Below are 19530 nucleotides of genomic sequence, written 5' to 3'. Positions count from 1 at the left end.
CCACTCTCGCAACGGGAGGCCTTCGCCCGTCAGCAGATCACACGCGATTCACGCAACAACGTCCCTGGACATCACACCTAGACCGGGCCGATTTCAGACCTCGGGCATCTACGCGTAATATGGTGGATCGCGCCTCCGGTCGTCTGGAAAAGTCGGACGGGTGCGCACCTGGCGAGTTACCCAAGCGGCCAAAGGGATCTGATTGTAACTCAGCTGTCATCGACTTCGGGGGTTCGAATCCCTCACTCGCCACCAACCAACGCCGAAACGCGTCCCGCCTGCGGGGCGCGTTTCGGCGTTTCTGACGAGTGCTGAGGGTTCGAACCGAGGCGCGCCCGGATGAGTCCGTGGGGCGCGCCCGTCATATTCCGAGTGCGCCATCGACGCGATCTTCGACCACTGCTAACGTGTCGAAAACCGAGTGAACGCTCGGGATTCGAGAACGAAGGAGTTCTGATGATCGCGACGACGCGAACACGAGCACGTGCGATGCTCGCCACGGGAGTGGCCCTCGCCCTCGCGGCGGGAGGCATCATCTTCGGTGCTGCCCCTGCCACAGCGGCAGGTGGCCCGGCGCAGTCCTGCGCGCGGACCCTCCCCGTCGGCGCATCCACGCTGGAGGTGACCTTCGCGGGAGAGACCTACGGCGTCCTCGTCCAGGTGCCCGACGCGCCGCTGCGTCGCGAGCTGCCGCTCGTCGTCGACCTTCACGGGTCGAACGCGAACGGCGGCGTGCAGGCCGACATCTCCGACCTCGGAGAGATCGGCGCCGCCGAGGGCTTCATCGTCGTCAACCCGACCGGCGACATCGAGTTCCCCCGGACGCTGCCCGACGGCAACTGGGCCTGGAACGTCCCCGGGGTGCCGCTGACCTCCGGCACCTACCCTCCTGCGGGGTCCCGCGACGACGTCGCCTTCCTCCGCGCCGTCGTCGACGCGGTGGACGCGGCCGGGTGCGTCGATGAACGCCGCATCTTCGCCACCGGCTTCTCCGGCGGCGGCCGTATGGCGTCGGCGCTCGCGTGCGAGGCATCCGACGTCTTCGCCGCGATCGCTCCGGTCGCCGGTCTTCGAGCCGGCCGCCCGGACCCCGCAGAGCTCTCGCAGCCCGTGGCCCACTCCTGCTCCCCTGACAGGCCGGTCGCCGTCGTGACCTTCCACGGAACCGCCGACTTCGTCAACCCGTACCCGGGCAACGCCGACCCCCGCTGGGGCTACACCGTCCAGCTGGCCGCCCAGCGCTGGGCCGGGCTGAACGAATGCCGTCGCGGCCCGATCGTCACGCCGGCGGGGGCCGGGATCACCGCCTACTCGTGGTCGAACTGCGCCAAGCAGGCCGACGTGGTGCTCTACGAGGTGTCGGACGGCGGCCACACCTGGCCCGGAACCGACGTCGACCTCTCGCCGCTGGGCGCTGTCACGCAGGAGATCAGCGCCTCGCAGATCATGTGGGACTTCTTCGAGGCCCACCCGCGTCGCGGCTGAGTCGGCTCGTTCGAAGCGCCGGGGCACCGGCTCCGGCGCTTCGAACCTGCGCGGGATCATCGAGGGCCGCGGCCACGCGGATCCGCCTGCGCGTGCTCGGGCGGCATGTCAGGATGGGCGGTGCAGGCACTGCGCCCGTGACGAGAGGAACGCCATGACCGCGCCCGACCCGTATGCGACGCCCGCTCCGAGAGGGGAAGCAGGGCGGACGGATGCCTCGCCCTCGCCGTTGCTGCGGATCGCCATCTGGGTCGCGATCGGCGCCCTCATCGCCGCGGCCCTGGTCTGCGTCGTCTGGGTGCTCATCGGAGGGCAGAACGGCCTCATCGGACGGGCGTTCCTGACGATCCTCCTGCTCGTCGCGTTCGCCGGGGTCGCCATCCTCGACGCCCACCTCGCGCCGCAGCGTCCGGGCTGGTTCGCGCTCGCGAGCATGGCCTCGTGGATCATCGCCCTCCTGCTCGGCGCCGTCATGATCTGGATGCCGGAGCGCTACCACTGGATCGGATTCTCGAAGTTCGTCCAGTTCCTGCTGATCGTGCTGATCCTGCAGCTCGTCCTGCTGCACGTGCGCCTCTACATGAAGGCGCTCCAGCGTCACGACACGCCGTTCACCCGCACCGTGGCCGTCATCACGATCGCGCTGGTGGTCGGCCTGGCCGCACTGCTGATCATTCCGCTGGCATTCGGCGAGTGGCTCATCCTCGCCGACCTCTACTGGCGCATCGTGGTCGCCGTGGCGATCCTGGCGGCGGTCGGCACGGCGCTCCTGCCGCTCGTGAACGTGCTGCTCGCGCCGAAGAAGCCCCGCGCCCACGTCGCGTATCCGGCCCTCGCCGCCCCGGTCGCCCCCGCCGCGCCGGTCAGCGCCCCGGCTTCGCAGGAGCTCCTCCCGTGGCCGACGTACGTCGACGGCGCCACGCCGTTGCCGATGCTGCGCGACGGCTCGCCGGACTGGAACGCGTACTACACGGGGTACCCGTCGCCGGGCGCTCACGTCTTCACGCGGATCGAGCCGGCTCCGTCCGCGCAGCTGCCTGGCCCGCAGGCTCCCGCTCCCGCGCCCGCGCCCGCCGCGCCGCAGTCCCCGCAGTCCCCGCCGGCGCCCGGGTACGAGGGCTACCCGCCGCCCCCGCCGCTGCCGCCGCACCCCTGAGCGCCGAACCCGCTGCGGGTCGAGGCATCCGACTCCTTCTCGCTCGACAGGTCAACCGGGGTTCTGCAGGAGAATTCGAGCCGATTCCGTCGTGTGGAACCGCGGTTGACCTGTCGAAGCGTGCACACGCCGCGCGGGCGGACAGGGCATGGCAGGTTCAGCGACTGAGCAGCTCCAGCGCGGCCATGGCGGCGTTGTGGCCGCCGAGGCCGCTGACCGCGCCGCCGCGGCGGGCTCCGGAACCGCACATCAGCACGGTCGGATGCTGCGTCGCCACGCCCCAGCGCTCGGCGGGCGTGTCGAGCGCCTCGTCGTCGCCCGCCCACGGCCACGAGAGCGGGCCGTGGAAGATGTCGCCGCCCACCATGCCGAGCGAGTGCTCGAGGTCGGCTGTGGTCCGCGCCTCGACGCACAGCGTGCCGTCGGGAGCCTCGTAGAGGCAGTCGGCGATGGGCTCGGCCAGCACCGCGTCGAGCGAGCCCTGGGCCGCGTCGAGGAGCGTCGCGCGCGCAGCATCCGTGTCCCGTCCGTCCACGAGGCGGTGCGGCACCTGCAGGCCGAAGAGCGTCAGGGTGTGTGCGCCCGATGCGCGCAGCTCGGGACCGAGGATGGTCGGGTCGGTGAGGGAGTGGCAGTAGATCTCGGCCGGGAGGGGATCAGGGATGCTGCCGCCCACCGCCGCCCGGTACGCGTCGTCGAGCTGGGTCAGGGTCTCGTTGACGTGGAAGGTGCCGGCGAACGCCGCCTCGGGACAGACGTGCGCGTCGCGGAGACGGGGGAGCCGCTTCAGCAGCATGTTGACCTTCAGCTGCGCGCCCTCGGGCAACGCCGCATCGGCGGGAGGTGCGTCTGCGCCGCCCGCCGCGAGCAGCCGCGAGAGCACCGCCGGCCCGACGCCGCTCAGCACGAGGCGCGCGTGCACGACGCCACCGCCGGCGAGCGTGATCTCGCCGTCCGGCGTCACGGCGGTCACCTCGGTCTCGGTGCGCAGCGCGGCGCCGGCCTCGGTCGCGGCGCGCGACAGTTCGGCCGTCACACGGCCCATGCCGCCGACGGGCACGTCCCAGTGCCCGGTGCCGCCGCCGATCACGTGGTAGAGGAAGCAGCGGTTCTGGCGGAGGCTCTCGTCGTCGGCGGAGGCGAAGGTGCCGATGAGGCCGTCGGTGAGCGCGATGCCGCGGGCGATGTCGGTGTCGAACGACGACCGGAGCACGGCGCCCAGGGGGTGCTCGAAGAGGTCGGACCAGAGCCGGTCGTCGCCGAGGTCTGCCCGCACCTCTCCTTCGCGACGCAGCGGCTGCGTCATCGACGGGAAGAGGACTCGCGCGATCGGCTCGATCCGGTCGGCGAAGTCGCCGAAGCGCGTCGCCTCGCCGGTGCTCCCCGTGACGCGGGCGAACGACGCGGCGGTGGCCGCGGCATCCGCGGTGTCGATCAGGACGCCCCTCGACGGATCCGCCGGATCGGGCGTGTACGAGGAGTAGCGGCGCCGGAGGAGGCGGATGTCGAGCCCGAGGTCGTCGACGATGCTCTGCGGCAGCAGGCTGACGAGATAGGAGTAGCGCGAGAGCCGTGCGTCGACCCCCGCCCACGGCCGCTCCGACACCGCGGCTCCGCCGACGTGGTCGAGCCGCTCGAGGACGACGACCGAGCGTCCGGCTCGGGCCAGATACGCGGCGGCGACGAGGGCGTTGTGACCGCCGCCGACGATGGCGACGTCGAAGCGGGGGGACCGGGCGGCAGCGACCATGCGCTCCACGCTACCCACGCGGGCGTTCGGGCCGTGCGCAGCTTCGTTACCGTGGAGGCATGAGCCTCGAGCACGACCTCGAATCCCTTGCCATCGACATCGCCCGCGAAGCCGGGGAGCTCGCGCGGACCCGCCGCGAAGCGGGCGTCGCGATCGCGGCGACCAAGACCGCCCTCGCCGACATCGTGACGGAGGCCGACCGCGAGGTCGAGGCGCTGATCCGCGCCCGGCTGAAGGCTGCGCGCCCCGAGGACGGCTTCCTCGGTGAGGAGACCGGCGGCGACCGCGGCGCGAGCGGCGTCACCTGGGTCGTCGATCCGATCGACGGCACGGTGAACTACGCCTACGGCATTCCGTCGTACGCCGTGAGCATCGCCGCCGTCCAGGGTGAGCCCACGCCCGGCGAGTGGGAGGCGCTGGCCGGCGTCGTCTACACCCCGGTGCTCGGCGAGATGTTCCACGCCGCCCGCGGTGAGGGAGCGTGGCTGGGTGCGAACCGGCTCGCCGTCAACCCGGAGGTCGGGGGAGCGGGCGCCCTCCTCGCGACCGGGTTCGGCTATGACCCCGCGACCCGGCCCGGAGACATCGAGCTCATCGGCCGCGTCATGCCCGCCGTGCCCGCGCGCGACCTGCGTCGCGGGGGATCGGCCGCCAGCGATCTGGCGTTCGTTGCCGCCGGGCGCCTGGACGGCTACTTCGAACGCGGGCTCGCCCCGTGGGACCTCGCGGCGGGATCGCTGCTCGTGACGGAGGCGGGTGGCCGATTCGGCCGGGCGGAGCCCGACGGCGGTCCCCGCGCCCCCCTCATCGTGGCCGCGACCCCGGCGATCTTCGACCGCCTGGCGGAGGCCGCGGGACTCGCGTGAAGACGCGGTTCTCATCGAATCCTCACCAAACGCGCGCCATGAAATCCGAGCCGCACATGGCATTCCCAGGACGCCCGGGGTAGGGTTTACCCGATCGTTACCTTCGCCTCCCGAACGGCGGAGGGGTCCTTTTGCCCGAAGACCGCCTTGTCGCGAACACCCCCCTCGCGGCACGACCTGAGAGCCTACTTCCGCTTTGCCTTTCGACGCCCCCCAGGCCGGATCTGCGCCCACACGCCGCTCCAGTCGACCCTCCGCAGCGCCCGCTCAGGTGACGTCGGAGGCATCCGGGGCAGGCCGTGCGACTGCACGGCGGCAGGCCGCCAGCACCGTGGCGGAGCGTCCCGCGGTCGTGTGGGGTCGTCCGGTCGAGTCGAGGCGAGCGGATGCTGCCGCCACCCTTTCGGTGAAGCCCGAGGCGACGTCGTATGCCGCGTCGACCCCTGAGATCGCGGCTCCGGCGACTCCGGTCGCTTCCGTCCCCGTGGCCTCGGCTTCCGTGGAGACGCCGGTCGAGCCCGCGGCCCCGGCGCCGTCGTCGGTCGAGCTTCCGGCAGCGTCCGGCCCTGTCATCGAGCCCGTCGCGCCGCGCGCCCGCGTCCGTTCGTCGGCTGCCGCCGCCGCGCCCGTTGTCGAGCAGGTGGGTCGACGCGCGCGTCGCTCCCAGACCGCCCAGCATCCCGTGACCGGTGTGCCGCCGATCGCTCCCGTGGCTCCCGCCGCGCCCGAGCGTCCTGCCGCGGCGTTCGAGGCGGGGCTGCCGGCACGCGAAGAGCCGGCACCCTTGCTCGACACCGTACTTGCGCCCGCAGAGCCGTTCGAGCTTCTGGAGCCCGTCGCGATCGCCGAGTCGCCGGCCTCCTCCACCACCGCTGTTCCGGCGTCCGCGTCGGGTGCGACGCCGACCGAGGGCGCCTCCACGTGGAAGGCCGACTCGTCCGCGACGCTGATCGACGCCGACGCCGATGAGACGGTGGCCTCGACCGCCCCCGCGGTCGAGGCGGCCGCGCCGCAGTCGACGGCAGCACCCAGCGAGTCGCCGGCACCCACCCCGGAGCAGGCCGAGCGCCCCCGCACCGAGCGCATCGAGCCCCTGACCGGGCCGATCCCCACCCCCGCAGCATCCGGAGTCGACGAGTTCGAAGCCGCATCCCGCCTGTTCGCCTTCACCGGCGATACGCCGGTTCAGCAGGCCGCGCCCGCAGCGCCCGAAGCAGAGGCGACGTCGCACGCGGCGCCCCGCCGTGCGCAGACCCGCCGTGGCTCGGCCTTCAAGCGCGTCGCCACCGCGTCGTTCTCGGTCGGCGTCTTCGGCATCGTCGGCCTGATGGCCGTCGGCATGACGACTCCGGCTGAAGCGGTCGCCGCGGTCAACGGCACGGAGGCTTCGCTCTCGGTGCTCGCCGCCGGCGACGAGTCCGTGCCGCTCATCGACGAGGCCGAGATCCAGGCCTACGTCGCCCCCGGCGACGCGCAGAGCGACACTCTCCAGCGCACCGAGAACTACGCGACGACCACCACGGCGCAGCTCGCGTCGGAGGCGGGGATCAAGAACTTCTCGAACCTCTTCCACAACAACCCGAACTCGAACGTCCAGTGGCCCTTCGCGGTCGGTGTGACGATGTCGTACGGGTTCGGTATGCGGTCCGGCCGCATGCACGAGGGCGTCGACTTCACGCCCGGCAACGGTGCGCCGGTGCAGGCGATCGCCGACGGCACCGTCCGTGTCGCTTCGGAAGCGGGCGGCGCCTACGGCGTGCACGTCGTGATCGACCACATCGTCGACGGGCAGCTGGTCTCGAGCCACTACGCGCACATGCAGTACGGCTCGCTCCAGGTCAGCCCCGGCCAGCAGGTCACCGTCGGCACGGTCATCGGCCGCACCGGCAACACGGGTCGCTCGTACGGCGCCCACACGCACTTCGAGATCCTCGACAACGGCACCACTGCCATCGACCCGTGGCCGTGGCTGGAGAAGTACACCGACGGGACCCACACGGTGGGTTGAGTGGTTCGGAAGGATGCCACGCCTCTGGTATCCTCTTCTAGTTGCCTGCTTGCGGGCAGCACGCCCCGATAGCTCAGTGGCAGAGCACTTCCATGGTAAGGAAGGGGTCGTCAGTTCAATCCTGACTCGGGGCTCGCAGCATCCATTTCGTGACCGTTGGATGTGTACGGCAGGGTAGCTCAGTTGGTGAGAGCGCACGACTCATAATCGTGAGGTCGCGGGTTCAAGCCCCGCTCCTGCTACAGAAGAAAACCCCCGGATCCCCGGGGGTTTTCGCGTTTCCGTGAGGACCCAGAGCGGGCACCGAGGCTGCGGTTGTCGCAGTTGGAGTTGCAACGGTTCTCGAGGCCGCGGGGTGTGTCGGCGCCGTAGCAGACTGCTCAGCCGGCCCCGCCGCCGGTCGGCGCAGATTGCTCAGTCCCACCCCGTGACCGGGCCTGCCTCACGCCCGTGGCAGGGCGATCGGCCGCGCCGCCGCACGATCGGGGCCGTGAGCAGCAGCAGCCAACGCTGCCCCATTCGGGCGGTGACGCAAGCTCGCCGGTTCAAGCCCCGCTCCTGCTACGGACGAGAACCCGGACTGTCCGCTACTCGTCCCTCACACTGACGTCCCCGTCCACCGCGCGGGACTCACGTCGTCGGCGGACTGTCTCCACGATCGCCCACGCCAGCACGGCGACGGCGACCCCGAGGAAGATTCCGCCGATGACGTCGGTCAGCCAATGCGCGGCGAGGTAGGTGCGACTCCACGCCATCCAGAGGACCCACACCGCTCCGAGGGTCCACCAGAGCCAATGCCGGAACAGCAGTCCCAAGACCGTCGCGAGGGCGGCCGCGAACGCGACGTGCCCCGAGGGGTATGACGTGGGGACGATCTCAGCGAGCGAGTCTTCGGGCCTGATTCGTGCGACGACGCGGGCGAGAGGGGCTGCGATCCCGATGCACAGCACCAGAGTCACGGTGACGGTGAGGGCGGCCCACCACCAGCGCAGCACGAGGAGGGTGCCGACCACCACCACGCCGGTCACCGCGGCCAGGACCGGTCCGCCGACGTGGGCCGGGATCCACGCCAGTACGAGGCCGGTATCGGTCCGGTTCGCCAGCATCATGTCGTGCCACCACACGTCCACGGGAAACGGCTGGTCCCGGCGAACCGAGGTCACCAACCACAGGAGGATGATCATGACGATCGCGGCGGCTGCGCCGACGATCAGCGGAACGAGGCGCGAGATGTCGGGCCGCTCGTGAGGAGGCTGCATGCCGCCATCATGGCAGGCGTGCCGTCGTAGCGAAGGTCCCGATCGCCGTAGGCACATTCCGCGCCGGGAAACCACCCTCTATTGCGCACAGGGTGGACTGGCTACGCTTCGGCCGTGAGCAAGAAGAACGCGAAGAAGTCGTCCGTCAAGCGCCTGAACAAGCGGCTGTACAAGGCGGAGCTGGAGCGACTGCAGACCGAGCTGGTGGAGATGCAGCAGTGGGTGGCGTCTTCAGGGGAGCGCGTGCTCGTGCTCTTCGAGGGTCGCGACGCAGCGGGCAAGGGCGGCGCCATCAAACGTGTGATGGAGTACCTGAACCCGCGGCACGCGCGCGTGGTCGCGTTGCCGAAGCCGTCCAAGAAGGAGCGCGGGCAGTGGTACTTCCAGCGCTACATCGAGCGCCTGCCCACCGCGGGAGAGATCGTGTTGATGGATCGCTCCTGGTACAACAGGGCCGGAGTCGAGCGTGTCATGGGCTACTGCTCGGAGGACAAGTACCAGGAGTTCCTGCGTCAGGCTCCGATCGTGGAGCATCTGCTCATCGAGGACGGAATCATCCTGATCAAGTACTGGTTCTCCGTCTCTGACGACGAACAGCAGGCGCGCTTCGCTTCACGGGTCGGTGACCCGATGCGACGATGGAAGCTGTCGCCGACAGACCTCGAGTCGATTCTTCGCTGGGAGGACTATTCCCGCGCGAAGGACGCCATGTTCGCTGCGACGGATACGGAAGAGTCGCCGTGGTGGACGGTCGAGAGCGACGACAAGAGGAGTGCTCGCCTGAATGTGATCAACCACCTGCTCAGCACCATCCCCCACGGGAGGCTCGAACTGGACGAGGTGTCGATCCCCGATCGGCCGGATGGCGGCGACTACGAGCGTCCGCCCGCAGAGCAGTTCAAGTATGTCCCTGACATCGCTGCCGACCTCAGCGCCGCGAAGTCGAAGAAGGCCGCCTGAGATGCGGGCTGCGATCGTCTGGAACCCGTCCAAGATCGACCGAGACACCCTCGAAGCAGGGCTCGCGCAGGCCATGGGAGAGACCCCGATCGAGGACGTGCGATGGTGGGAGACGACGGCGGAGGATCCCGGCCAGGGTGTTGCCGAGGCAGCCGTTGCGGCGGGCGCGGAGGTGCTGATCGTGGCCGGTGGTGACGGCACCGTCCGGGCAGTCGCCGAGCATCTCGCTGACACCTCCGCCGATGTCGACATGGCGATCATCCCGCTCGGCACCGGCAATCTCTTCGCGCGCAACCTCGACATCCCCATCAACGACGTCCCGGCGGCGTTCGAGCTCGCCCTGGCTGGTGAGGCTCGACCGTTCGACGTCGGCTGGGTCGAGATGGAGCGCGAGGGCGGCCCTGAGCGGCACGCGTTCGTCGTGATGGTGGGTTTCGGGTTGGACGCCCACATGCTCGCCGAGACCGACGACGACCTCAAGGACAAGGCGGGATGGCTCGCGTACGTCGAGTCGCTCGGACGGGCGTGGTCGGCCAGCGACGTCATCCCGTTCTCGATCACCACGGATGACGCGGCGCCGCAGAACCGGGAAGGTCATACGCTCCTGGTCGCCAACTGCGGCACGATTCAGGGCGGGATGCGGCTCGTCCCCGATGCAGATCCGTCAGATGGCGAGCTGGACTACGTCGTGCTGAGCGCGGAAGGGGTGGTGCAGTGGCTGGGCACCCTGAAGACGATGATGTGGGACAACGGGCTGAAGCGACTCGTTCACACGTCGGACGAGCTGACGAACACCGACTCGACTCAGCACGGCCGCGCCGGCAAGGTCGCCGTCACACTTCCTGAAGCGCACGCGTTCGAGATCGATGGCGAGGAGGTCGGCGACACTCGCGCATTCATCGTGACGATCCAGCCGTCCGCCCTCCGCGTGCGATCGCTGGTCGCCGATACCCGCTAGGGTCGATGGGCGCTGCAGGGCCCGCAGCGGATCACACGAGAGGGCACGATGTCGTCGACGTTCCGAATCGAAGGACTGCCCGACCTCGAATGGACGCATGGCGCGTCCGAGGCGAGGTACGACGAACAGACCCGTGCCCTGGAGCTGACCTGCGCCGCCGGCGTCGACTGGACGAACGATGCGACCGGCGCACCGCCGCAGCACGAGGCATCCAGTCTCTCCTTCCTCGCCCCGGCACCGCCGTTCACGCTGCAGGCGCGCGTCGAGGTGGTCGGCGAGCGCACGACGTTCGACGCCGGCGCGCTGACGATCTGGCACGACGCCGGCCACTGGGCGAAGCTCTGCTTCGAGTTCTCGCCGCAGGGCGAGGCGATGGTCGTCAGCGTGGTCACGCGCGGCCTGTCGGATGACGTGAACTCCGCGGTCGTCACGGACCGCGCAGTGTGGCTGAGGATCGCCTCCCTGGGAGGAGATGCCTGGGCGTTCCACGCCTCGCAGGACGGCGTCCGCTGGGACTTCGTGCGGCTGTTCTCGCTGGCCGGCGGCGCCGACCCCGTCCGGGTCGGCTTCATGGCGCAGGCACCGCTCGGCGACGCCTGCACCGCGGTGTTCGACCAGGTCGATCTGCGCGCGACCCTCGTCCCGGATCTCCGCGACGGATCGTAGACGGATGCTGCGCCTCTGAGCGGGCGCGCGTGCCGCCGCGTCGCGCGGCAGGTGCTCTGCGGGCGTGCCGGGGCGATCCGGCACGGCAGCGGAATCCGCGTTGCCGAATCGGACCCCGGCCGCCGGTGAGCGTGTCGGGGGTGCCGCTTAGAGTGCGCCCATGCCGGAGCGGGTGCAACTGTGGTGGGCGAGACGCCAGTTCTCGAAGGGCGTCGACGTGCCGTACCCCGTGGGCACCTACCGGACGCAGTGGGCCGCGTTCCCCGCGCTCATCCGGCAGTACCACCCCGATCTGAACGCGGGCATCGCCCTCACGCAGGTGCCGCCTGCCGCCGATGTGCTGCTGCTGTGGCAGTGCGAGGCGGGTCACACGTTCGCCGCGACTCCGTCTGAGCAGCGCGACCGGCCGGGCCGCGAGCGGCGCCGGTCGGCCTGGTGTCCGGAGTGCTCCGTGCTGGCCAGCCCGCCTCGCATCGTCGCTCGGGCGCCGGGCGCGGAACGTGCACCGCGGCGCAAGCCCCCGCGCACGCTGTGCGCCAAGACCCCGGAGCTTGCGGTGGGGGAGCCGTTCGTGAGCGTATGCGCGCCGAAGCCGGCCTCGGCGGTCGAAGCGCGGATGCGTGCGGATGTCTTCGCGATGCTGGCTGTCACGCCGGGCTTCACCGCGATCCGGACGCCGCGGCCCTTCTTCGATCACCTCGAGGTGTGGCCCGACATCCTCTTGCCGGAGCTCCGGATCGCGCTCGAGTACGACACCGTCGGCAGGCACGGGCTGGAGCACGTCGGCAAGCGCGAGGAGGCCGACCGGCGCAAGGACCGGGCCGTGCGGGCCTCCGGGTGGGAGGTGGTCCGCGTGCGCACCGGCAAGCTGGAGCCGCTCGGTCCGCACGACATCCTGGTGTCAGGGTGGACCACGCGCAGTGGGCACATCCTGCTCGACGCGCTGCGCGGCATCCGCGGTGCGCTCTTCGTCGACGCGTACCTGAAGTGAGTCCGCGCGTGCCTCGCGCGCGTGTCGGAGGTCGTCGTTACGGTGGGGGGCGGAGGGGACATGAAGACGAAGAGACTCGCCCGCACCGCATCGCGACTGCCGCGCCGTGGTCATGTTCTGGTGACCGTGTCGGTGGTAGACGAGAACGGGTTCACGTCCCAGTACGAGACCGTCGAGGTGCCCGTCGGCGCGCTGCGCGACGGTGTCGCCGCGATCCATCTCGCCGCGGTGGATGGTGCGGCTGAGACCGACAGCCGCAGCGCGTAGCCCGAACGCATCCACTGTTGCGCCGGTGCTTCCTGCATCCTACAATCGAACATAGATTCGATGAAGGAGGAGCATCATGCGCATGATGGCACGTGAAGATGTCCAGGTCTGGTGCGAGCATGAGCGGCCGGTGCGACTCGTCGTCGACCATGAGCGGTGGCGAGTCATCGACACCCCGACCCGCAGTGACGGCGGCCGGCTCTTCCAGAGCTGGCGGTTCACTGCCCGCAGCGACGTCGACCACCGCACGCGGGTGATGGACGTCGAAGAGGTCGACGGTCACTGGATGCTCGTCGCCGCGTGGGAATGAGCAGAGGCGTCCCGCAACGCGTCAGACTGCCGAAAGCGAGAAGATCCGGCGAACTTCACTCCTCGGCCCGGGTCAACCCCCTTGAAACCTGAATCGTGCGTCAGGTAACGTCCCGCAGGGCGGTTCCCCCCGAGCCGCTACCGCGCTTTACAAGGAGGTACCAGCGCATGGCATCACCCCAGACACCCCCGGCCTCGATGAAGCAGTCGAGCCTGCGGCGGGTCGTCACGGCCTCGATGGCGGGCACCGTCGTCGAGTGGTACGAGTTCTTCCTCTACGCCACGGCCGCGACGCTCGTCTTCAACAAGATCATGTTCCCGCCGTCGGACGACCCCTACGCCCCCATCATCGCGGCGTTCGTCACCTACGCGGTCGGCTTCATCGCCCGGCCGCTCGGCGGCATCGTGTTCGGGCACTTCGGCGACAAGTACGGGCGCAAGAAGCTGCTGCAGTTCGCGATCATCCTCGTCGGCGTGGCGACCTTCCTCATGGGATGCCTCCCCACGTTCGACATGATCGGCTACTGGGCGCCCGCCCTCCTGGTGGCGCTGCGCTTCGCGCAGGGCTTCGCCGTCGGCGGCGAGTGGGGTGGAGCGGTTCTGCTCGTCGCGGAGCACTCGCCGAACAAGACGCGCGGTTTCTGGGCATCGTGGCCCCAGGCCGCCGTGCCCATCGGAAACCTCGTCGCGACGGTCGTCCTGCTCGTGCTGAGCCGCACGCTGACCGAGGAGCAGTTCCTCGCGTGGGGCTGGCGCATCGGCTTCTGGCTGTCCGTCGTGATCGTGGCGATCGGCTACTACGTGCGCACGCGGGTCACCGACGCCCCGATCTTCCTCGAGGTCCAGAAGGAGGTCGAGCAGTCCAAGGCGCTGCGCTTCGGCGTGCTCGAGGTGGTCAAGCGCTACCCGCGCGGCGTGCTCACGGCGATGGGCCTCCGCTTCGCGGAGAACATCATGTACTACCTCGTCGTGACCTTCTCGATCACCTACCTGGCGGTGGCGCTCGAGGTCGACACGGCCGAGATCCTCGGCCTCCTGGTCATCGCGCACATCGTGCACATGATCGTCATCCCGCTCATCGGCGGGTTGACCGACAGGATCGGCCGCAAGCCCGTCTACCTCATCGGCACGCTCGGCGCGGCGGCCTGGGGCTTCGTCGCCTTCCCGATGTTCGACACGCGCAACCCGGTGATCATCGTCGCCGCGATCTGCCTCGGCCTGTTCATCCACGCGTTCATGTACGCGCCGCAGCCCGCGATCATGTCGGAGATGTTCCCGACGCGCATGCGGTACTCCGGCGTCTCGCTGGGCTACCAGGTGACGTCGATCGTCGCCGGCTCGCTGGCGCCGATCATCGCGACCGCGCTCCTGGCCAGCACCGGCTCGTACATCCCGGTCGCCGTCTATCTCGCGATCGCCGCGGGGATCACCCTCATCGCCGTCATCTCGATGCGCGAGACGAAGGGGTCGTCGCTGCACGAGCTCGACCGTCTCGACGAGGAGAGGCTCGCCGCCGAGAAGGAGTCGGTCGGCGCGTGACACCCACCCGGACCGCCTCGCCACTGTGGCGGGGCGGTCCGCCCGTTCCTGCCCGCAGTGCGGCGAGTCGTCCGTGGCTAGGCGCCCTGCGGGCTCCGGCGCATGCCCGGCACGGTCTGCGGGCGCAGCACCATCGCGGTCGTGATCCCGAGGACCACGATGCCGATCGACTCGACGATCACGGTCTGGGGCACGAGCGTGAAGTCCCAGGTCTGGTGGATGCCGAACAGCCCCACCGTGAGTGCGAGGATGAGCGCCCCGAGCGTGGCGATGAGGAACAGCAGGCTCAGCACGGTCACGAGCTGCAGGAGCCGACCGCGCAGGAGCAGCATGCCCGCCGCCAGGACGAGACCGGCCACGGCGTTCAGGATGAACATCACCCCCAGCAGGCCTCCGACGCCGTTCAGAGCGAGATAGAGATGGATGCCGCCCGTGGCGAGGAGGGCGATCGCGCTGAGGATGCGCATGGTCCAGAGCGCCCGCCCGCTGGATTCGGTCATGGTCCTACCTGCTCTCTTCCGGAGGCGAGTTCGACGCCTTCTCCAGGGAAACGAGCGGGGCGCCGGCGAGGTTCACACGCACGAGCCAGAGCACATCGCGACCGAAGGACTCGACGATCAGCAGCAGCGCCGCGACCGCGACGAGGACGTTCAGCGCCGGCGGCAGCAGCTGTGACGCGACGAGGGTGAGAGCGATGCCGCAGGCGGCCGTGACGACCTTCCGCCAGTATCGCGGCGGCAGGGTGTGGTTCATCCACGGCAGCACGAATCCCGCGACCACGAACGCGTACCTGAGCAGGCCGATCGCGAGCACCCACCAGCCCACATATCGCACGTCGTACACGCACAGCACCAGCAGCAGGAACGCGTCGACCTCCATGTCGAAGCGCGCACCCAGTTCGCTCTCGCTGCGAGTGCGGCGCGCCACGTAGCCGTCGACGCCGTCGAGGGCGAGCGCCACGGCGACGAGCACGACGAGCAGAGCCGTCGGCACTGCGCTCGCGAAGGACGCCACCACCAGGGCGGTCACGAGTCCCACGAGCAGGGACCGCGTCGCGGTGACCGCGTTGGCCGGGCCGAAGCGCTCGACCCCACCCCGGCGGATACCCCTCATCAGGAGTGCCGTCGACACGATGAGGTATCCGCTGCCCGCGGCCCACGCCGCCGCGGGCAGCAGCACCGTCGTCCCGATCGCCGCCACGCCGGCGATTCCGGCCGCGACCCACCACCAGGGCACCCACTGAACTTTTCCCATGCGCGCTCCGTGTACTCCTCATGGCGGTCACGGGGAACACGACACAGGGGCCTGCTGAGGTTCACCGCGAGAGTCCGGATGCCGCAACCGCCTGGTGGACGGTCGGCGCCGGGCAGGGCGAGTTCCGCCGCGAGCCGCTGCCCGATGTCTTCGACGGCGAGGCGTCGGTGCGCACGCTCTTCACCGGGGTCAGTCGCGGCACAGAAGCCCTCGTCGCCCGGGGCGAGGTGCCCGTGTCGGAGCGCGAGCGCATGCGTGCCCCCTTCCAAGCGGGGGACTTCCCCTTCCCGGTGAAGTACGGGTACCTCAACGTGGGAACCGTCGAGCACGGGCCCGCCGCACTTCGGGGCCGCACCGTGTTCTCGCTGTTCCCGCACCAGTCGCACTTCGTCGTTCCCGCGGAGGCGCTTCACCCGGTGCCGGAATCCGTCCCACCGCGCCGGGCGGTGCTCGCCGGCGCGGTGGAGACCGCGGTCAACGTGCTGTGGGATGCCGCGCCCCTCGTGGGCGACCGGGTGATCGTCGTCGGCGCGGGCATGATCGGGTGCGCGATCGCGCGCGTGGCGCGCAGCATCCCGGGTTCCGAGGTCACTCTCGTCGATGTCGACCCGGCGCGCGCGGCGACCGCCGAGGCGCTCGGCGTCGGCTTCGCGCTCGCGACGGAGGACATCGCGCCCGCCGACGTCGTGATCGAGGCCAGCGGCGCCGGCACCGGGCTGCAGCTGGCCCTCGGCCTCGCGCCCACCGACGGCGAGGTGATCGTCGCCAGCTGGTACGGCAGCCGCCCGGTCCCGCTGGAGCTCGGTGCGGACTTCCATTCCCGCCGTATCGCCCTCCGGCCGAGTCAGGTCGGCGAGGTCGCCGTGCGCCGGAGAGGTTCCCGCACGACGCGCAACCGTCTTGCGCTGGCGCTGCGACTCCTGGAGGATCCTGCGTTCGACGAGCTTCTGGCGGGCGCCTCGACGTGGCGGCAGCTGCCCGAGGTCACCGCCGCGCTCGCCGACGGCACCGCCGGCGAACTGTGCCACACGATCGATTGGACTGCCGAATGAGCTTCAGCGTCACCGTCCGCGACCATATCATGATCGCGCACAGCCTGCGCGGCGACGTCTTCGGTCCCGCGCAGCAGCTGCACGGCGCGACGTTCCTCGTCGACGCGACGTTCCGTGCCGACGAGCTCGACGCGCACGGCGTCGTCGTCGACATCGGCCGCGCGAGCGAGGTGCTCCGTGACATCGTGGGCGCGCTGACCTACCGCAACCTCGACGACGAGCCCGACCTGCAGGGGATGAACACCACGACCGAGCGGCTGTGCCAGATCATCGGCGATCGGCTGGCGGCACGGGTGAAGGACGGTGGCATCGGCGAGGCGAACCTCAGCGGGATCGCCGTGACGCTGCACGAATCGCACGTCGCGTGGGCCTCCTACGAGGTGGCGCTGTGACGGATGCTCCGTCCCTCCGCTTCGTCGTGCCCGCCGGGGTGGACGACCCCCGACGGGTGAGCGGCGGCAACGTCTACGACCGGCACATCCGAGACGGTCTCCGCCATCGCGGCTGGGACGTGGACGTGTGCGAGGCGGCGGACGCGGGGGGCGCAGCATCCATTCTCCGTGACGCGCCCGACGGCTCGCGGGTGCTGATCGACGGGCTCGTGGCGGGTTGGGCGCCGGCCGCCGTGGAGGAGGCGGCGGGGCGGCTGCGAGTGACGGTGCTCGCCCACATGGTGACGGCGGCCTTCGCGGACGCCACGGATGCCGCGATCGACGCCGAACGGCGGGCCTTGGCGGCTGCGCACGACGTGATCGTCACGAGCGACTGGACGGCGGACGAACTCGCCCGACGTGGGCTGGCGGACCCGGATCGCACGGTGGTCGCCGTGCCGGGAGCCCGCCCGGCAGAGCCGTCGACGCCGGCCGCCGAGGGCGAGCTGCTGTGCGTGGGCGTGATCGCCCCGCACAAGGGGCAGGACACGCTGCTCGCCGCGCTCGCGCGAGTGGCCGCCGACGACTGGACGTGCACGATCGTCGGCGCGACCGAGGTCTTCCCGGAGTTCGCGGCGAGGATCGCGCGACAGGCGTCCGCCCTCGGGGGCAGAGTGCGGCTCCCCGGGGTGCTCGACGGCCCTGCCCTCGCCGACGAGTACCGGCGCTGCGCACTGCTGATCGCCCCGTCCCGCGTCGAAAGCTCCGGGATGGCGATCGCCGACGCGCGGGCACGGGGGATCCCCGTGCTCGCCGCCGATACCGGAGGCATCCCCGCTGCGCTCGCCGGCGGAGGAGGACTGCTCGTGCGTACCGGCGACCCGGGCGCCCTGGCCGAGGCGCTCGACGCGTGGCTCTCCGACCCCTCCCTGCGGGAACGCCTGCGCCGCGAGGCGCTCGCCGCGCGCGCGACGCTGCCGACGTGGCGCGACACCGTGAGCCGTGTGGCCGCGGCGTGGGAGGCGGCATGACCGCGATCTCGACGGCGACGGCCGGGTGGCTCGCACTGCGGGCCCCCGCCGACGACGACGCGCGCTCGGTCGACCTCGCCCGAGATCTGGCCCGGCTGATCGTGCCCGGCTCGGGGTCGGCGCCGGTCGTGCTGCACGACCTCGGCGCGGGCACCGGTTCGATGACGCGGTGGCTCGCTCCGCGACTGCCGGGGCCTCAGCAGTGGGTGCTCCGCGACGGCGATGCCGACATCGTCGAGCATCTCGACCTGCGCACCGTCGTCGACGAGGCGGGCCGCCCTCTCACCGCGGAGGTGGTCGTCGAGCATCTGGCCTCGCTGCCGATCGACGCCTTTCACGGTGCGGCGGCGGTGACGGCATCCGCCCTCCTCGACGTGCTCACCGAGGCCGAGGCCGCCCACGTCGTCTCCGCCTGCGTCGCCGCGGGCGCTCCGGCGCTGTTCAGTCTCTCCGTCACCGGCTCGGCCCGGCTGCGTCCCGCCGAGCGGCCCGACGAGGTCGAGCGCGCCATCGAGTCCGCCTTCAACGACCACCAGCGTCGGGATGCGTCGGGGCGACGGATGCTGGGACCCGACGCGGTGACCGTGGTCTCCGGCCTCTTCGCCGACGCCGGCTGGAACGTGCGCACCGCGGAGACCCCGTGGCGCCTCGCGCATCGTGACACGGCGCTCATCGGCGAATGGCTGGACGGGTGGATCGGCGCCGCGGTCGAGCAGCGTCCCGAGATCGCGTCCGACGCCGTCGCGTATCGCGAGCGCCGGCTTGCGCTGGCCGCGGACGGGCGGCTGCGCGTGACCGTCTCCCACGAGGATCTGCTGGCATGGCCGCGCTGAGCAGGATCCCCCCGCGTGTGCGGTCGTTGCTCCGGATCGCGGCGGCGCTGGCCGTCGTCGCCGGCACGATCGCCGTCGTGGGCGTCGCACCGTTCCTGCACGGGCTGGCGTCGATCTCGCCGGCCACGATCCTCGTGGCGGTGGCGCTCGCCGCCGTCGCCACGGCGGCCGCCGCGTGGCGCTGGCGGGTCGTCTCGGCGGGCTTCGGGCTGCCGCTCCCGTGGAGCGAGGCCTTCGCCTCGTACTACCGGTCCCAGTTCCTGAACACCGTCCTGCCCGGGGGAGTCGTGGGTGACGTCCACCGTGCCTACGTCCAGGGACAGCACCACGAGCGCGTGGACCTCGCCGCCCGCGCCGTCGCGGCCGAGCGGGTCGCGGGCCAGCTCGTCCAGGTGGTGCTCACGCTCGCTGTCCTCCTGCCGCTGGGGCTGGCGTCGCCGTTGGCACCGCTCGCGTGGATCAGCGGTGCGATCGTCGTGCTCGCGATCGTCTTCGTGGGAGGGATCGCCGCGACCCGGCGCGGTCGCGCCGCCCTGCGGAGGGAGTGCCGGATGCTGCGCCCCGTGCTGACACGGCCGGCCGCGCTGTTCGCGATCGCGGCCGCATCGGTCGTCGTGGTCGCGGCGCACGCGACCACCTTCGTGGTCGCAGGGATCGCGGCGGGGGTGCACGCCGGTGCGGACGAGCTCGCCGTCGTGGCGCTGATCGTGCTGGGCGCGGCCGCGATCCCCGTCAGCGTCGGCGGCTGGGGGCCGCGCGAGGCGGTCGCCGCCTC

The 19530-nt window shown here is 70.9% G+C and carries 21 protein-coding genes and 3 tRNA genes; 19 read left to right on the top strand and 5 right to left on the bottom strand.

The window, feature by feature from the left end; translation table 11 throughout:
• The first annotated feature begins 170 nt into the window (after window positions 1–170).
• The 3 genes from AC3A46_RS17985 (at window position 171) to AC3A46_RS17975 (ending at window position 2641) form a co-directional block, all read left to right on the top strand.
• Window positions 171–255, top strand: a tRNA-Tyr gene (locus AC3A46_RS17985).
• 201 nt (window positions 256–456) lie between these two features.
• On the top strand, window positions 457–1485 hold the full coding sequence (locus AC3A46_RS17980) for a CE1 family esterase (RefSeq protein ID WP_487666439.1): 1029 nt from the start codon (window positions 457–459) through the stop codon (window positions 1483–1485).
• Window positions 1486–1639: 154 nt separating this feature from the next.
• Window positions 1640–2641 (top strand): hypothetical protein, encoded by a 1002-nt coding sequence (locus tag AC3A46_RS17975; RefSeq protein ID WP_487666438.1) that lies wholly within the window; start codon window positions 1640–1642, stop codon window positions 2639–2641.
• 157 nt (window positions 2642–2798) lie between these two features.
• Here the strand turns inward: AC3A46_RS17975 and AC3A46_RS17970 are convergent, their stop codons facing one another.
• Entirely contained in the window at window positions 2799–4391 is a 1593-nt protein-coding gene (locus AC3A46_RS17970; protein ID WP_487666437.1) for a phytoene desaturase family protein, read from the bottom strand.
• 59 nt (window positions 4392–4450) lie between these two features.
• Between AC3A46_RS17970 and AC3A46_RS17965 the strand changes: the two genes are divergently transcribed.
• Window positions 4451–5257: an inositol monophosphatase family protein gene (locus AC3A46_RS17965; RefSeq protein WP_487666436.1), complete on the top strand. Its 807-nt coding sequence runs from the start codon at window positions 4451–4453 to the stop codon at window positions 5255–5257.
• Between the two features lie 267 nt (window positions 5258–5524).
• On the opposite strand, the gene AC3A46_RS17960 is transcribed toward AC3A46_RS17965, so the two are convergent.
• Window positions 5525–5830, bottom strand: coding sequence for a hypothetical protein (locus AC3A46_RS17960; RefSeq protein ID WP_487666435.1), 306 nt, complete (start codon window positions 5828–5830; stop codon window positions 5525–5527).
• 109 nt (window positions 5831–5939) lie between these two features.
• Here AC3A46_RS17960 and AC3A46_RS17955 point away from each other — a divergent pair, with 109 nt between their 5' ends.
• The 3 genes from AC3A46_RS17955 to AC3A46_RS17945 all read left to right on the top strand — a co-directional run bounded on the left by AC3A46_RS17955 (window position 5940) and on the right by AC3A46_RS17945 (window position 7507).
• Complete coding sequence (locus AC3A46_RS17955; RefSeq protein WP_487666434.1) at window positions 5940–7265, top strand: M23 family metallopeptidase; 1326 nt, start codon at window positions 5940–5942, stop codon at window positions 7263–7265.
• Window positions 7266–7327: 62 nt separating this feature from the next.
• Window positions 7328–7399: transfer RNA gene (locus AC3A46_RS17950), tRNA-Thr, on the top strand.
• 34 nt (window positions 7400–7433) lie between these two features.
• Window positions 7434–7507: transfer RNA gene (locus AC3A46_RS17945), tRNA-Met, on the top strand.
• A gap of 345 nt (window positions 7508–7852) precedes the next feature.
• Here the strand turns inward: AC3A46_RS17945 and AC3A46_RS17940 are convergent.
• The gene (locus AC3A46_RS17940) at window positions 7853–8524 is read right to left on the bottom strand and encodes a phosphatase PAP2 family protein (RefSeq protein ID WP_487666433.1); all 672 of its coding nucleotides are present in this window, start codon (window positions 8522–8524) and stop codon (window positions 7853–7855) included.
• Between the two features lie 114 nt (window positions 8525–8638).
• Here AC3A46_RS17940 and ppk2 point away from each other — a divergent pair, with 114 nt between their 5' ends.
• From ppk2 to AC3A46_RS17905, 7 genes are all read left to right on the top strand, one after another.
• Complete coding sequence (ppk2, locus tag AC3A46_RS17935; RefSeq protein ID WP_487666432.1) at window positions 8639–9484, top strand: polyphosphate kinase 2; 846 nt, start codon at window positions 8639–8641, stop codon at window positions 9482–9484.
• Between the two features lies 1 nt (window position 9485).
• Window positions 9486–10442 (top strand): diacylglycerol/lipid kinase family protein, encoded by a 957-nt coding sequence (locus tag AC3A46_RS17930; protein WP_487666431.1) that lies wholly within the window; start codon window positions 9486–9488, stop codon window positions 10440–10442.
• A gap of 48 nt (window positions 10443–10490) precedes the next feature.
• Window positions 10491–11108, top strand: a complete 618-nt coding sequence (locus AC3A46_RS17925) for a DUF1349 domain-containing protein (RefSeq protein ID WP_487666430.1) — start codon at window positions 10491–10493, stop codon at window positions 11106–11108.
• A gap of 160 nt (window positions 11109–11268) precedes the next feature.
• Window positions 11269–12099 carry a zinc-ribbon domain-containing protein gene (locus AC3A46_RS17920; protein ID WP_487666429.1) on the top strand — a complete coding sequence of 277 codons (831 nt, stop codon included), beginning with the start codon at window positions 11269–11271 and terminating at the stop codon, window positions 12097–12099.
• Window positions 12100–12159: 60 nt separating this feature from the next.
• The gene (locus AC3A46_RS17915) at window positions 12160–12366 is read left to right on the top strand and encodes a hypothetical protein (protein WP_487666428.1); all 207 of its coding nucleotides are present in this window, start codon (window positions 12160–12162) and stop codon (window positions 12364–12366) included.
• An 82-nt stretch (window positions 12367–12448) separates the two neighbouring features.
• Complete coding sequence (locus tag AC3A46_RS17910) at window positions 12449–12676, top strand: hypothetical protein (protein WP_487666427.1); 228 nt, start codon at window positions 12449–12451, stop codon at window positions 12674–12676.
• Between the two features lie 167 nt (window positions 12677–12843).
• Entirely contained in the window at window positions 12844–14214 is a 1371-nt protein-coding gene (locus AC3A46_RS17905) for an MFS transporter (RefSeq protein ID WP_487666426.1), read from the top strand.
• A 77-nt stretch (window positions 14215–14291) separates the two neighbouring features.
• Here AC3A46_RS17905 and AC3A46_RS17900 read toward each other — a convergent pair whose 3' ends face one another.
• A complete protein-coding gene (locus tag AC3A46_RS17900; RefSeq protein WP_487666425.1) occupies window positions 14292–14714 on the bottom strand; it encodes a hypothetical protein in 423 nt (140 codons plus the stop codon).
• Between the two features lie 4 nt (window positions 14715–14718).
• Window positions 14719–15468, bottom strand: a complete 750-nt coding sequence (locus AC3A46_RS17895) for a CDP-alcohol phosphatidyltransferase family protein (protein WP_487666424.1) — start codon at window positions 15466–15468, stop codon at window positions 14719–14721.
• A 20-nt stretch (window positions 15469–15488) separates the two neighbouring features.
• On the opposite strand from AC3A46_RS17895, the gene AC3A46_RS17890 reads away from it, so the two are divergent.
• From AC3A46_RS17890 to AC3A46_RS17870, 5 genes are all read left to right on the top strand, one after another.
• On the top strand, window positions 15489–16520 hold the full coding sequence (locus AC3A46_RS17890) for a zinc-dependent alcohol dehydrogenase (RefSeq protein WP_487666423.1): 1032 nt from the start codon (window positions 15489–15491) through the stop codon (window positions 16518–16520).
• Complete coding sequence (locus AC3A46_RS17885) at window positions 16517–16912, top strand: 6-pyruvoyl trahydropterin synthase family protein (protein WP_487666422.1); 396 nt, start codon at window positions 16517–16519, stop codon at window positions 16910–16912. The genes AC3A46_RS17890 and AC3A46_RS17885 overlap by 4 nt, the downstream gene beginning before the upstream one ends.
• Complete coding sequence (locus AC3A46_RS17880; protein ID WP_487666421.1) at window positions 16909–17922, top strand: glycosyltransferase family 4 protein; 1014 nt, start codon at window positions 16909–16911, stop codon at window positions 17920–17922. Before AC3A46_RS17885 ends, AC3A46_RS17880 begins: the two co-directional genes overlap by 4 nt.
• Window positions 17919–18755: an SAM-dependent methyltransferase gene (locus AC3A46_RS17875; RefSeq protein ID WP_487666420.1), complete on the top strand. Its 837-nt coding sequence runs from the start codon at window positions 17919–17921 to the stop codon at window positions 18753–18755. Before AC3A46_RS17880 ends, AC3A46_RS17875 begins: the two co-directional genes overlap by 4 nt.
• Window positions 18743–19530, top strand: a 788-nt coding sequence (locus AC3A46_RS17870) for a lysylphosphatidylglycerol synthase transmembrane domain-containing protein (protein WP_487666419.1), incomplete at its 3' end; no start/stop codon positions are given. The genes AC3A46_RS17875 and AC3A46_RS17870, both read left to right, overlap by 13 nt.

The organism is Microbacterium sp. Soil_C_42 (assembly GCF_057656735.1).
This window is presented reverse-complemented; position numbering and strand designations above follow the sequence as displayed.

Coding starts and splice junctions, on each gene's coding strand:
- AC3A46_RS17980 (WP_487666439.1), top strand. CDS start 457: ATGATCGCGACGACGCGAACACGAGCACGTGCGATGCTCGCCACGGGA.
- AC3A46_RS17975 (WP_487666438.1), top strand. CDS start 1,640: ATGACCGCGCCCGACCCGTATGCGACGCCCGCTCCGAGAGGGGAAGCA.
- AC3A46_RS17970 (WP_487666437.1), bottom strand. CDS start 4,391: ATGGTCGCTGCCGCCCGGTCCCCCCGCTTCGACGTCGCCATCGTCGGC.
- AC3A46_RS17965 (WP_487666436.1), top strand. CDS start 4,451: ATGAGCCTCGAGCACGACCTCGAATCCCTTGCCATCGACATCGCCCGC.
- AC3A46_RS17960 (WP_487666435.1), bottom strand. CDS start 5,830: ATGACAGGGCCGGACGCTGCCGGAAGCTCGACCGACGACGGCGCCGGG.
- AC3A46_RS17940 (WP_487666433.1), bottom strand. CDS start 8,524: ATGCAGCCTCCTCACGAGCGGCCCGACATCTCGCGCCTCGTTCCGCTG.
- AC3A46_RS17930 (WP_487666431.1), top strand. CDS start 9,486: ATGCGGGCTGCGATCGTCTGGAACCCGTCCAAGATCGACCGAGACACC.
- AC3A46_RS17925 (WP_487666430.1), top strand. CDS start 10,491: ATGTCGTCGACGTTCCGAATCGAAGGACTGCCCGACCTCGAATGGACG.
- AC3A46_RS17920 (WP_487666429.1), top strand. CDS start 11,269: ATGCCGGAGCGGGTGCAACTGTGGTGGGCGAGACGCCAGTTCTCGAAG.
- AC3A46_RS17915 (WP_487666428.1), top strand. CDS start 12,160: ATGAAGACGAAGAGACTCGCCCGCACCGCATCGCGACTGCCGCGCCGT.
- AC3A46_RS17910 (WP_487666427.1), top strand. CDS start 12,449: ATGATGGCACGTGAAGATGTCCAGGTCTGGTGCGAGCATGAGCGGCCG.
- AC3A46_RS17905 (WP_487666426.1), top strand. CDS start 12,844: ATGGCATCACCCCAGACACCCCCGGCCTCGATGAAGCAGTCGAGCCTG.
- AC3A46_RS17900 (WP_487666425.1), bottom strand. CDS start 14,714: ATGACCGAATCCAGCGGGCGGGCGCTCTGGACCATGCGCATCCTCAGC.
- AC3A46_RS17895 (WP_487666424.1), bottom strand. CDS start 15,468: ATGGGAAAAGTTCAGTGGGTGCCCTGGTGGTGGGTCGCGGCCGGAATC.
- AC3A46_RS17890 (WP_487666423.1), top strand. CDS start 15,489: ATGGCGGTCACGGGGAACACGACACAGGGGCCTGCTGAGGTTCACCGC.
- AC3A46_RS17885 (WP_487666422.1), top strand. CDS start 16,517: ATGAGCTTCAGCGTCACCGTCCGCGACCATATCATGATCGCGCACAGC.
- AC3A46_RS17875 (WP_487666420.1), top strand. CDS start 17,919: ATGACCGCGATCTCGACGGCGACGGCCGGGTGGCTCGCACTGCGGGCC.